Origin of the sequence: Pseudomonas sp. UBA1879 (assembly GCF_002338065.1) — a bacterium.
Taxonomy (GTDB): Bacteria; Pseudomonadota; Gammaproteobacteria; order Pseudomonadales; family Pseudomonadaceae; genus Aquipseudomonas.
The window spans coordinates 202,713-215,892 of sequence record NZ_DDHJ01000002.1; the positions used below are offsets into that span (position 1 = coordinate 202,713).

Sequence of the window (13,180 nt, forward strand, 5' to 3'; positions counted from 1 at the left end):
AGGAAAAGGGCAGGAGGCTTTCGATGGGTTAGGGCGGGGTTACAGTGAATTCAGAACGGCCCTACTCGGGCCGCGATCTTTTCCTACAGGACTGACTCATATAGCGGGCTGCGCGAGGTGTCGTGCTCGCGCTAGCCGCACTGTTATCGGTGGCCGCGCATCATCAGCAAGGCCACGATGACGCCGAGCGCTGCGATGATCGTCGCGATGATGCCCAGCGAACCCAGTCCGTAATGATGAATGCCCAACCCGCCGAAGATAGCGCCGAGGCCGATGCCAGCGTTGGCCGCCGAGATGTTCATCGACGCCGCCAATGCTTGCGCCTTGGCGCCCGCCGTCATCACGCGAACCTGGCAGACGGGAAACAGCGCGGTGTAGGCCACGCCCCAGATGATCAGGGAGCCGATCAGCCAAGGTGTGTTCGAGGCAAGTGCCACCGCGCCGAGCATCCCCACGCCCAAGACCAGCAGGAACAGCACCATCGCGCCCAAGGGTCTGCGATCCACCATGGCGCCCCCCACGTGGTTGCCGATCATGCCGACCGCACCGAAGCCCATCAGCCACCAACCGACTTGGCTAGTAGGCACATTTGCCAGTCGTTCGAGGATGTCGGCCAGGTAGGTGTAGGCCGTGAACATCGCTGTGAACGCCAAAACCGAGAGCAGAATGTGGGCGAGAAACCGAGGTTGACGCAGGATGTCAGTCTGCTTTTCGCCCTTGTCCGCGACCGGTGCGCTGGGAAGTGTCGGCATCGTCAGATGCATCAGCGCCCCGATGACCAGGGAAACCCCCGCCAGCACCCAAAAGGTGCCTCTCCAGCCAATCACATCCGCCGCCACGGTGCCCAGCGGAATGCCGAACACCAGCGCCGCAGAAATGCCGAGGTAAACCTTGGACACGGCTTTGCCCGCGTTGCCGGGGCCGGCCAGTTGCCCGGCGGTCTCGCTCGCGGTGCCCCAGAACACCGGAAGCGCCAGTGCCGGGATGAAGCGGGCCACGGCCAGCACCCAGATGTTGGTCGAAACGGCGGCAAGGGCATTCGCCAGGGCGAAGATCACCAGAATCATCGTGAACAGCCGTTTGCGCTCGACCCGGGCGAGTTTGGCGGTGAGCATCGGGCCGAACAGCATCACCGTAAAGGCGAACAAGGTGACGACCTGACCGGCGACGGTGATTGACACGTTCAGATCTTGAGCCAGTGAAGGTAGCAGACCGACGATGACGAATTCCGTGGTGACGATGATGAATGCCGCAACGGCCATGATCAGGATTTGTATGCCTGATCGCGAGGGTTCGTGGGCAATTGCGGCGGTGTTGACCGCTGAGGAAGAAGACATGGGGCACACTCCAAAATAGATGGCGCTAGCCTATTTGAGAATTTGAGTTCTATCCCGGTCATTATTTCTGGAATGATGTGAAGCAATTTCACTAATGCACGGGGCGAAAAATGTTTTTATCCGAACGTCTCAAAGGCATCGACGTGTTCGTCATGGTGGCCGACTTAGGCAGCTTCACGGCAGCAGCTGAACGTCTCAATCTCAGTAACTCGGCTGTGAGCAAGAGTATTGCCAGGCTGGAAAGCCGGCTAGGGACGCGCGTGTTCACTCGCACCACGCGGCGCCTGTCACTCACGGATGCGGGTGTGACTTTCTACCAGACCTGCAGCGCTGTGTTGGCTGATCTCGAAGAGGTCGAACAGGCGCTCCATTCCGAGCAGGACGAGCCCCAAGGCAGACTGCGGATCGATTTGCCTGCCGCTTACGGGAGGCTGCATGTCTTGCCGCTGATTCTGGACTTCGTCAGGCAGCACCCGGGGCTGATGCCGCATATTTCTTTTGCGGACAGGTTCGTCGATCCGGTGCACGAGGAGATCGACATCGTGGTGCGCATTGGCGGGCCGGACGCTTGGCCTTCGGGCGTAGGCCATCGCTATTTCGGCAGTCAGCGACTGGTCTTCTGCGCGTCACCCGATTACCTCGTCCGATTCGGCACCCCGTTGTCCGAACACGATCTCGAACAGCATCGATGCCTGGGGTATTCGATGCACGTCGGCACGATCAGCCCTTGGTATTTCAAAGGGAGGCAGCCTGGCGACATGGAGCGCAGGATCATGCATCCCCATGTGGCAGTGGGCGACGGCGAGGGCGTGGTGATGGCGGCGTTGGCTGGGCTTGGCATTACGCAACTGCCCACCTGGCTGCTGCAGCGGCACCTGGATTCGGGGGCGTTGGTGGAGGTCCTGCCCGACTTGGCCACCGAGGGCATGCCGATGAATCTGGTCTGGCGCCGAAGCCGGGAAAACCTGCCGAAAGTGCGCGCGCTGCTGGAGTATCTGGCTGCCCGACTCACGCCGTCGGGCAGTTTGCGACCCAGCGGTTCAGGGGCGTGATCAGACCCGCGCGGTCTGCTTTTCAGTCACTTCGCTTGGCGATGCGTCGGCGAAATGGTTGACCTGCCGCAGTGCCTTGAAGCCGACCATCCAGGTGCCGACGACGCCCAGCGTGCACAGCCCGCCAAGAATTGCCGCAGGTACGGCGCCGAACAGGGCGGCGCTGCTGCCCGCGCGGAATTCGCCCAGCTCGTTGGACGAGCCGATGAACAGCATGTTCACGGCGTTGACCCGACCGCGCATGGCGTCTGGCGTAGAGAACTGCACCAGCGTCGAGCGGATGTAGACGCTGACCATGTCCGCCGCGCCCGCGAACATCAGCGCCAGCAGCGATAGCCAGAACAGCGTCGACAACGCGAAGACCAGGTTGGCCACACCGAACACCGCAACGGCAATGAACATCACCATGCCGACATGACGATCGAACGGGCGCGCAGCGAGGTACAGACCGGTCGCCACTTCACCGAGACTCATCGCGCTGCGCAGTGCCCCTAACCCTTGCGGCCCGAGGTGCAGCACTTCGTGAGCGTAGATCGGCAGCAGCGCCACCACGCCTCCCAGCAGCACGGCGAACAGGTCGAGTGAAATCGTGCCAAGGATGATCGGGCGCGAACGAATGAACGCGATGCCTGCGGTGAAGCGTTTCCACGCCGTGGATTCAAGGATCTGCTTCTTCCCGGCATACAGCACCGGCACGCGAATGAGCAGCAAGACCCCTGCGATGAAACTGGCCATGCACACGCTGTAGGTCAGCCCGCCACCGCCCGCCGCATAAAGACCGCCGCCGACCAAAGGCCCTGCGATCGTGGCGATGCGCATGATCATGCTGTTCGTCGCAATCGCCGACGCCAGTTTTTCCCGAGGCACGACTTGCGGCAACAGGCTCTGCAGTGCCGGACCGGTGAAGGCGCGGGCGCAGCCGAACAGGGCAAGGGTGGCGTAGATCAGGCGGGTGTCTTGATGATGCGTGACCGAAAACAGCATCAGCATCAGGCTGCACGTGGCTTGCACGGTCCAACTGATGGTCAGGATCAGTTTGCGGTCGTAGCGGTCGATCAGATCCCCGGCGGGCATCAGCAGCAACAGCATCGGAATGAACTGCGCCAACCCTACGTACGCCAGCGAAATCGGGTCGCGGGTCATGTCATAGACCTGCCAGGCGACGACAACGGCCTGGATCTGCATGGCGAAGACGGCAGCGAGACGGGCAGTCAAAAAGGCAAAGAAGCCGGGCTGCTTTAGGGCACTTCCAGCGGCAGCTTCGGAAGGTGAGGCAGACGAATCGGAACTCAAGGCGGGACATCCATCGACGCGAAAGACGGCCGACTGTTATACACCGCCGAGGCGGTATATGCCGCTTGCTGTCAGAAATTTAATGATGGGCGGTGCAATGTTATTTGACTTCGCCGCAGAGCCGACTGGCATCTCGCTGACCTGCGGGAGCCGGCCCGCAGCAAGCCGGCTCCCAGAGGCGGTGTGTGGCATGCCAGCTCAGCGACGAACCAGCAACACCCCTGACTCCATATGGTGCGTGTACGGAAACTGATCGAACAGCGCGCAGCGCTCGACCCGGTGGGTGTCGTGCAGTTGGGCGATGTTGGCGGCGAGGGTTTCCGGGTTGCAGGAGATGTACAGGATGCGTTCGAAGCGTCGGGTCAGCTCGCAGGTGTCCGGGTCCATCCCGGCGCGGGGCGGGTCGACGAACACGCTGCCGAAGTCGTAGCTTTTCAGATCGACACCGGCCAGACGGCGGAACGGACGCACGTCGTTCAGCGCCTCGGTCAGTTCTTCCGCGGAGAGACGCACCAGCGACACGTTATCCACGCCATTGTCCGCCAGGTTGCTCAGCGCGGCGTTGACTGACGTTTTGCTGATTTCAGTGGCCAGCACTTTGCGCACGCGGGTCGCCAGCGGCAGGGTGAAGTTGCCGTTGCCGCAATACAGCTCCAGCAGGTCATCTTCGCGGTCGCCCAGGGCGTCGTAGGCCCAGTTCAGCATTTTCTGATTCACCGTGCCGTTCGGCTGAGTGAACGCGCCTTCGGGCTGCCGATAGCGGAACGTGCGCCCGGCCACTTCCAGTTCTTCGGTCACGTAATCACGACCGACCACCAGACGCTGGCCTTTGGAACGGCCGATCACGCTGACGTTGAGCTCCGCTGCCAGTTGCTCCGCCTCTTGCGTCCACGCCTCGTCCAGCGGGCGGTGGTAGCACAGGGTGATCATCCCGTCGCCCGCCAATGTGGTCAGGAAATCCACCTGAAACAACTTGTGATTGAGGGTTTTGCTGGCTTCCCACCGCTCGCGCAACACCGGCATCAGCGTGTTGATCTGCTGGCTGGCGATGGGGAAATCGTTGATCAGAATCGGCGTGTACTTGTCGCCCGGCGCGAACATCGCGTAGTGCCGCGAACCGTCGTCGCGCCACAGCCGGAATTCGGCGCGCAAGCGGTAATGCTCGCGCGGCGAGTCGAACACCTGCGGCTCCGGGGCGTTGAACGGCTCCAACAGCTCGCGCAGGCGCTGGGCCTTTTCATCGAGCTGGTGGGTGTAGTTGGCAGGGTCGAACGCAGCACTCATGGATAAAAGCCCAACTTGATCACGAACAGAATCGACAGCACGACCAACGCCGAATTCAGCTCACGGCCACGGCCCGACAACAGCTTGATCACGGTCCAGGAAATGAAGCCGAACGCGATGCCGTTGGCGATGGAATAGGTGAATGGCATGGCCAGCGCGGTGAGGACGACGGGCGCGGCTTCGGTGATGTCGTCCCAGTTGATTTCGGCCAGGCCGGAGGTCATCAGCACGGCAACGAAGAGTAGCGCAGGCGCCGTGGCGAACGCCGGAACACTACCCGCCAGCGGGGCGAAGAACAGCGCCAGCAGAAACAGCACGGCGACGACAATCGCCGTCAGACCCGTGCGGCCCCCGGCACTGACGCCCGCCGCAGATTCGATGTAGCTGGTGGTGGTCGAGGTGCCCAACAGCGAACCGGCCATGGCGGCGGTGCTGTCAGCGATCAGGGCGCGGCCCATTTTCGGCATGTGGCCGTCCTTGCCCATCAAGCCCGCGCGCTTGGCGACGCCGATCAGGGTGCCAGAGTTGTCGAACAGGTCAACGAACAAGAAGGAGAAGATCACGCTCACCAGACCGATGTTCAGCGCGCCTGGAATGTCCAGTTGCAGGAAAGTCGGGGCCAGCGACGGCGGCATCGATACCACGCCGCCAAACGGCGAAAAACCGAGAACGATGGAAATGACGGTCACCGCCAGGATGCCGATCAGCACGGCGCCGCGCACTTTCAGGGCATCGAGCGCGACGATCAGGGCAAAACCGAGCGTGGCGAGAACCGGCGCAGGTTTGGCCAGATCGCCCAGGCCCACCATGGTTGCGGGGTTGCTGACCACGATGTCGGCGTTGTGCAGGGCAATCAGCGCCAGGAACAGGCCGATACCGGCTGCAATCGCCGAACGCAGGGGCAGGGGGATGCTGTTGATGATCCACTCGCGGATACGGAAGATCGACAGCAGAAAGAACATCACCGCGGAAATGAACACCGCGCCCAGCGCCACTTGCCAGGTGTGACCCATGTGCAGGACGACGGTGTAGGTGAAGAAGGCATTCAGGCCCATGCCCGGCGCGAGGGCGATTGGGTAGTTGGCGATCAGGCCCATGACCGTGGAACCGATGGCGGCGGCCAGACAGGTCGCGACGAAGATAGCGCCCTTGTCCATGCCGGTCGCGCCGAGGATGCTCGGGTTGACGAACAGGATGTAGGCCATGGCGAGGAACGTGGTGACCCCGGCCAGAATTTCGGTACGCACATTGGTGTCATGTGCCTTGAGTTGAAACAGCCGCTCCAGCATGTGTGGCTCCCCGGTGGCGCATCGCGCCTTTAATGAATCGACTAGTGACAGCAAAGCACAGCCGCCGAAGCGGCTCGCGCAATTTCACTGCACAAAATCTGCCAGTCGCAAAAAAGCCGCGCATCATACCAGCGTCCCGTGGCGCTGGCTGCTGGCGTCGATCGGCGTCTCGTGGCTACCGCAAAACCTGACGGCATGGTCAGGCGCCGTACGCCGGTCAGGGTGACCTCACTCACGCCTTCATATCTGCGCTTTCATACACGGGCAACGGTTGCGGTGCACGGCAGTCATCACAAAGCCTGAACGATTGCGAAAATCCATAAGTCGTAACCCCATAGACGCAGATTCACTGCGCTGATGACGACAACCGTGAGGCTTTTTCCATGAGTGCGACGAACCCACAGGCCTTCGCAGAGCATTCCATTGCCCTGACGTTGAATGGCCAGCACCGCCAACTGAGCGTGCAACCCTGGACAACCCTGCTGGACCTGCTGCGCGAACAGCTCGATCTGGTCGGCACCAAGAAAGGCTGCGACCACGGCCAATGTGGGGCCTGCACCGTGTTGCGCGACGGCAAACGGATCAATGCCTGCCTGACCCTGGCAATCATGTGCGATGGCGCTGAACTCACCACCATCGAAGGTCTGGCCGACGGCGATGCTTTGCACCCGATGCAACGCGCGTTCATCAAGCATGACGCGTTTCAGTGCGGCTACTGCACACCAGGGCAGATTTGCTCGGCGGTGGGGCTGGCCAATGAGGGCCGCGCCAAAACTGACGATGAAATCAAAGAGATGATGAGCGGCAACCTGTGCCGCTGCGGCGCCTACAGCCATATTCGTGCGGCCGTGGTTGAGGTATTGCCCCAGCTCGACGCTGCGCCAGATCAGGGAGGACGCCAATCATGAACCCGTTCAGCTACAGCAAACCTGCCGATGTGGCACAAGCCATCAATCTGGTCGGGCCTGCCAGCCGCTTTATCGCGGGGGGCACCAACCTGCTCGACTTGATGAAGGAAAACGTCGCCCATCCCGAACACTTGATTGACATCACTGGCCTGCCGCTAAAAGACGTCCGCGAAACTGCGCAAGGTGGCCTGATGATCGGCGCGCTGGTCAGCAACGCCGACCTGGCGTGGCATCCGCTGATCGAAACGCGCTACCCGCTGCTGTCCCAAGCCGTGCTCGCTGGCGCATCGCCGCAACTGCGCAACATGGCCAGCACCGGTGGAAATCTGTTGCAGCGCACCCGGTGCTATTACTTCTATGACTCGACCGTGCCGTGCAACAAACGCGAGCCGGGTTCGGGGTGTCCTGCCAAGCAGGGCCTGAACCGCATCCACGCGATTCTCGGCGCCAGCGATGAATGCGTCGCGACGCACCCGTCCGACATGTGCGTGGCCCTCGCCGCGCTTGAGGCCGTGGTCCACGTTGAAGGACGCGCTGGCAAGCGCACCATCGAATTCGAAGATTTCCATCGCCTGCCTGCCGACGCGCCTCAGCGTGACAATCAGTTGGCAGACGATGAACTGATCACGGCCATTGAGCTGCCTGCGCCGCGCTTTCAACCTCACAGCCACTACCTGAAAATTCGCGATCGGGCGTCGTATGCCTTTGCGTTGGTGTCGGTGGCTGCGGCGCTGGAGCTGGACGGGGATGTGATCAAAGACGTACGTCTGGCCCTTGGTGGCGTGGCCCACAAGCCTTGGCGTGACAAGGCCGTCGAGCGGTTACTGATTGGCCAACCGGTCTCGCGGGAAAACTTCGTGGCGGCCGCCGATGCCATGCTGCGCGATGCTCAGCCTCTCGATCACAACGCCTTCAAGATCAAACTGGCGCACCGGGCCATCGTCCGCGCCTTGAGTGATGCCGCTTTGGGAGGGAATGCCTGATGAACGCCAAAATGTTTCCACCCGGTCGTGTTTCGCCCGTGGGCCAGCCACTGGACCGCGTCGATGGCCTGTTGAAAGTGACGGGGCAAGCCCGTTATGCCGGGGAGTACCCCGAGAAAGGCTTGCTCCATGGCAGCGTCGTGTCCAGCACCATTGCCCGGGGCCGCATCATCCGCATCGACACCTCGCAGGCCCTGCAGGTGCCGGGTGTGGTGGCGGTGATTGATCACCTCAATCGCCCGCACATCGCCAGTTACGACAAGGATTACCAAGACGCTGACTCGGCGGAAGGTTCGCCGTTTCGCCCTCTTTATAACGACCGCGTGCTGTACAGCGGCCAACCCTTGGCGCTGGTCGTCGCGGACAGCCTCGAGGTGGCTCGGCATGCGGGGTCGTTGATCCGCATCGATTACGAGAGCGAGGCTCACGAGACAAGCCTGCTCGCCGCGCAGAACACTGCCCATACCGCGCCAGCCCAAACCCCGGAGCCGCGGGGGGACTTCGAGTCGGGGTTTGCCGGTGCGGCGTTCACGGTGGACGCCCACTACAGCACGCCCAACGAGCACCACAACCCGATGGAACCCCACGCGTCGACAGTGCTTTATCAGGATGACGGCAGCCTGCATATCCACGACAAGACCCAAGGTCCGCAGAACTGCCAGGATTACCTGCACAAAGTGTTCGGTCTGGACAAGTCGAAGATCCGCATTTTCGCCGCGTTCGTCGGCGGCGCGTTCGGCTCCGGTCTGCGGCCGCAATATCAATTGCCGCTTGCCGTGATGGCGGCGTTGCAGCTCAAACGTTCGGTTCGCGTGACCTTGACGCGTCAGCAGATGTTCACGTTTGGCTACCGACCCAACACCCTTCAGCATCTGCGGTTAGGCGCGACGAAGGAGGGCAGGCTTGTCGCGGTGGGTCACGATGTGATCGGCCAGACGTCGCGCTTTGAAGACTTCACCGAGCACGTGGTCGAGTGGAGCGGGATGTTGTACCAGTGCGACAACGTGCAGCTGACCTACAAGCTGGCGCCGCTGGACGTCTACACCCCACTGGACATGCGGGCGCCTGGCGCGACTTCCGGGATGGTTGGGCTGGAATGCGCGATGGACGAACTGGCCTGCGCCGCGGGCATCGACCCGGTGCAACTGCGAGTGCTCAATTTTGCAGAGCGCAATGGCAACGAAGACAAGCCTTATTCCAGCAAGGAATTGATCGCCTGTTATCAGCAAGGCGCAGAGCGTTTCGGCTGGAACCGGCGTAATCCCGAACCCCGGAGCATGCGCAACGGTCGGCAATTGGTCGGATGGGGCATGGCGGGCGGCGTGTGGGAGGCGATGCAAATGAAGGCCAGTGCCAAGGCCAGCATCGATGCCAGCGGCAAGCTGACCGTCAGTAGCGCCACGACTGACATTGGCACTGGGACGTACACCGTCATGGTGCAGATCGCCGCCGAAGCAGTTGGGGTCAAGCACGACGACGTTACGTTCGTGCTGGGCGACTCGTCGCTGCCCACCGCGCCACTACAAGGCGGTTCGTTCACCGTATCGTCGGTGGGCACGGCGGTGCAGCAAGCCTGTCAGGCGCTGCGTGCCAAGCTGCTGGACGCCGTTCGTATGGCCCACCCGCAATTCGCCGTGGTGGACATGGAAGATATTGCCTTCGGCGACGGCTATCTGATCATTCAGGACCAACGTTTTGCCTACGGCGACATCGTCCGCGAATCGTCCCATGACGTGCTGGAAGTGCAGATCGACGCCGAGCCTGACGAGAAACGCAACGCTTACGCCACCGCGACGCACTCGGCGGTGTTCGTCGAGGTGTTTGTCGACGAAGATTTGGGCAGCATTCGGGTGAATCGCGTCGTCAGCGCGGTGGCGGCGGGCAGGGTCGTCAACCCTAAAACGGCAGGCAGCCAGATTTTGGGTGGCGTCGTGTGGGGCATCAGTCAGGCGATGCAGGAAGAGACCCAGACAGACCACAATCTGGGCCGATTCATGAACCACAGCCTGGCCGAGTACCACATTCCGGTGAACGCCGACATTGGGGATATCGATGTGCTGTTCGTTGAAGAGAACGACGAGATCGTCAATGAACTCGGCTCCAAGGGCGTCGGCGAGATCGGCATTGTCGGGGTCGCTTCAGCCATTGCTAACGCGATCTACCACGCCACTGGCAAACGCGTACGCGAATTCCCAATCACGCTGGATAAGGTGCTGTGACGTAACACGAATGCTGTAGGAGCGCGCTTGCCCGCGAATGCGGTAGGTCAGACGAATCATCTGTCGCAGACCGACCGCCTTCCCGGGCAAGCGCGCTTCTGCAGCTCAGCACTGCTCTACTGTCACCCTGCCATCTTCACCAATGTCGCTCCAGTGCAAGCACTGGTCGCGCTGGTGCGTTTTGTCCAATGTGCGTCTGCGTAATTTGCATCAACGCGGCAGCATTCGGATTGCCGTGGTCTTTAAGCCTTAGAAAACTGCCGGAAAGAGCTGAATAAAATAACGAGCCGACCCGAGGAGCACGCATGAAGAGATTTATTCGTCAGATCAGTTGCGGTGTATTGATGCTGAGCAGCACGGCCCTGATGGCGGCTGAGCCCGCCAAGTGTCAGAACGTGCGCATGGGTGTGGTCAACTGGACCGACGTGATTGCTACCAGTGCTGTGGCTGAAGTGCTGTTGCAAAACCTGGGCTATGACGTCAAGCAGACCAGCGCGGCACAGCAAATCGTCTTCGGCGGTTTGCGCGACGACCGTCTGGACGTGTTTCTGGGCTACTGGAAACCGGCGATGGACAAGAACATTGCTCCGTTCGTGGCCGCCAATCAGGTCAAAGTCTTCGACACCCCAAGCATGAATGACGCGCAGGCTACCCTGGCCGTCCCGCAATACGTGGCAGATGGCGGGCTGAAAACCTTCGCCGACATCGCCAAATTCAAAGACAAGTTAGGCGGCAAGATTTACGGCATCGAGCCCGGCACCGGTGCCAACGCCAACATCAAAGGCATGATCGAGAAGAACCAGTTCGGTCTGGGCGGCTTCCAGCTGGTGGAATCTGGCGAGGCGGGCATGCTTGCCGCGGTGCAACGCGCGACCAAGCGTAACGAGTGGGTAGTGTTCGTGGGCTGGACCCCGCACCCGATGAACATCAACATGAAGATCGCTTACCTCACCGGAAGCGAAGACGTATTTGGTCCCAATGAAGGCGCGGCGACCGTTTCTGTTGTGACGGCGCCGGATTACGCGTCCCGTTGCCCGAACGTCAATAAGCTGATGAGCAATCTCAAGTTCACGGCGGCTCAGGAAAGCCAGATGATGGTCCCGATCATGGACCGTAAGGCCCCGAACGACGTCGCCAAGGCCTGGCTCAAGGATCATCCGGAAGACACCAAGCGCTGGCTGGATGGCGTGACCACGTTTGATGGAAAAGACGCGGCAGCCGCGGTGCAGGTTGCGGTCAACAAGTAAGTGCTGAAAGAGGTGGGCTGGACTTCGGTCTACCGCTCGCGATGGGGGGTATCATGGGAATGTTCATCTGTGACCCTCCGTTTCGCGAGCAAGCTCTCGCCTCCCGGCAATGTCTTTGAACCGCGGCACCCTCCCGAACCCGTTGCCGCACCGGCTGGAGCAGCAAATGCCAACGCATTACCCCCTCTCGCCGGCGATGGCGGCGTTCGTCGCCAGGACGCTGAGTTTCAGCGTCGATTCTGAAGATATCCCCACGCAACGCCGCGGTTACGCGCGCATGTGCGAAGCCTTCACCCCGCCGCGCTCGGCGGAGCTTGAGGTCAAGGACTTCACTTTGGCGGGCGTGGCCGTGCGCAGCTATCGACCTCGCCAACTTTCCCTCGAACACCCGGCACCGTGTGTCGTGTACCTGCACGGCGGCGGGTGGGTGGTCGGCGATCTTGATTCCCATGACTTCCTGACCGCCGCCCTGGCGATTGACCTCAACGCGGTGGTCATCGCTGTGGACTATCGCCTGGCCCCCGAATACCCGTTTCCCGCTGGCTTCGACGACTGTCTTGAGGTCTGGCACGCTTTGCAGATTCAGGCGCCACGACTGGATATCGACCCTCAACGCATCGCCATTGCCGGAGACAGTGCCGGTGGCAATCTCGCGGCGGCGGTGTGCCTGGCGTTGCGCGATGCGGGCGAGCAGCAGCCCGCGGGTCAGGCGCTGATTTATCCGGCACTGGGCGGGGCGGACGACCTTCCGTCGCGTAGCGAATGTTTTGATGCGCCCTTGCTGGCGACATCGGAGCTGGGTCTTTACGAACGTCTTTACCTGCCAACCGGCGAGCGAAGTGGTTACGCGATGCCCCTCACCGCCGCCGACTTTCGCGGGTTGGCCCCAACGTTCATCGCCGTCGCACAGTTCGACCCCCTGCGCGATGACGGCGTGTGCTACGAAAAGGCTCTGCGCGAAGCGGGCGTCGCCACCGAATTCGACCCGGGGTTAGGCCTGGTGCACGGCAGCATCCGGGCCATCGGCCACGCTCCGGAAGTGGATGGGGTGTATCGGCGGCTGGTCAGCGCGTTGCTGGGGTTTTTGCGTCGCTCGTTGTGAGCGCGGGCACCGGCATCTGCGCGGAAGGCGTAAGAGTGTCGCTGGCCCGCAATCGGCCTAGGGTCGCGCTCGACCGAAACGGCAGTAAAACCAGACACTCTCGTCAGACGCCCCGCCTTTATCGAATTCGCTGCCGCCGCGCAGCAGATCGCGAGCCAGCTCACGCCTACAGGACCTGCGCAAACGCTTTAGGCGAGAGCGTGCTCGCGATGGCTGTTGAACGGCGCTCCCACCCCCCTAAAACTGTACACAGGCTTGTTTGCACTGCTTTCCCTGGGTGAGGCAACTCGTCACGCGACAAAAGACCACGCAGGGGAAGTGCCGAAATGGGACTACTCTTCTTTTAATGTCGGCTGACCTGAATCAATGTCTTACACGCAATGAATTGATCCAGTGGCTTGACGCAACGCCCGTATGGTCGTTTGCCTGAGCGTGAAATCAAAAAGAACAATCGCACAGCGTCGTA

Annotated in this window: 10 protein-coding genes; 6 read left to right on the forward strand and 4 right to left on the reverse strand. The window is 61.5% G+C overall.

The window, feature by feature from the left end:
• Positions 1–143: 143 nt before the first annotated feature.
• Positions 144–1,337: an MFS transporter gene (locus tag B3N48_RS02705; RefSeq protein WP_296179074.1), complete on the reverse strand. Its 1,194-nt coding sequence runs from the start codon at positions 1,335–1,337 to the stop codon at positions 144–146.
• Between the two features lie 110 nt (positions 1,338–1,447).
• Between B3N48_RS02705 and B3N48_RS02710 the strand changes: the two genes are divergently transcribed.
• On the forward strand, positions 1,448–2,389 hold the full coding sequence (locus B3N48_RS02710) for a LysR family transcriptional regulator (RefSeq protein WP_296179075.1): 942 nt from the start codon (positions 1,448–1,450) through the stop codon (positions 2,387–2,389).
• Here B3N48_RS02710 and B3N48_RS02715 read toward each other — a convergent pair whose 3' ends face one another.
• From B3N48_RS02715 to B3N48_RS02725, 3 genes are all read right to left on the reverse strand, one after another.
• Positions 2,390–3,682, reverse strand: a complete 1,293-nt coding sequence (locus tag B3N48_RS02715; protein WP_296179077.1) for an MFS transporter — start codon at positions 3,680–3,682, stop codon at positions 2,390–2,392.
• Between the two features lie 198 nt (positions 3,683–3,880).
• Positions 3,881–4,966, reverse strand: coding sequence for a tRNA (uridine(54)-C5)-methyltransferase TrmA (gene trmA / locus B3N48_RS02720; protein WP_296179079.1), 1,086 nt, complete (start codon positions 4,964–4,966; stop codon positions 3,881–3,883).
• A complete protein-coding gene (locus B3N48_RS02725) occupies positions 4,963–6,255 on the reverse strand; it encodes an NCS2 family permease (protein ID WP_296179081.1) in 1,293 nt (430 codons plus the stop codon). Before B3N48_RS02725 ends, trmA begins: the two co-directional genes overlap by 4 nt.
• A gap of 383 nt (positions 6,256–6,638) precedes the next feature.
• Between B3N48_RS02725 and B3N48_RS02730 the strand changes: the two genes are divergently transcribed.
• From B3N48_RS02730 to B3N48_RS02750, 5 genes are all read left to right on the forward strand, one after another.
• Entirely contained in the window at positions 6,639–7,163 is a 525-nt protein-coding gene (locus B3N48_RS02730) for a (2Fe-2S)-binding protein (RefSeq protein ID WP_296179083.1), read from the forward strand.
• Positions 7,160–8,146, forward strand: coding sequence for an FAD binding domain-containing protein (locus tag B3N48_RS02735; RefSeq protein ID WP_296179085.1), 987 nt, complete (start codon positions 7,160–7,162; stop codon positions 8,144–8,146). The genes B3N48_RS02730 and B3N48_RS02735 overlap by 4 nt, the downstream gene beginning before the upstream one ends.
• 11 nt (positions 8,147–8,157) lie before the next feature.
• Complete coding sequence (locus B3N48_RS02740; protein WP_414704187.1) at positions 8,158–10,365, forward strand: xanthine dehydrogenase family protein molybdopterin-binding subunit; 2,208 nt, start codon at positions 8,158–8,160, stop codon at positions 10,363–10,365.
• A gap of 305 nt (positions 10,366–10,670) precedes the next feature.
• Positions 10,671–11,612: a choline ABC transporter substrate-binding protein gene (gene choX, locus B3N48_RS02745; RefSeq protein ID WP_296179089.1), complete on the forward strand. Its 942-nt coding sequence runs from the start codon at positions 10,671–10,673 to the stop codon at positions 11,610–11,612.
• Between the two features lie 166 nt (positions 11,613–11,778).
• Complete coding sequence (locus tag B3N48_RS02750; RefSeq protein WP_296179090.1) at positions 11,779–12,714, forward strand: alpha/beta hydrolase; 936 nt, start codon at positions 11,779–11,781, stop codon at positions 12,712–12,714.
• The last annotated feature ends 466 nt before the right edge of the window (positions 12,715–13,180 follow it).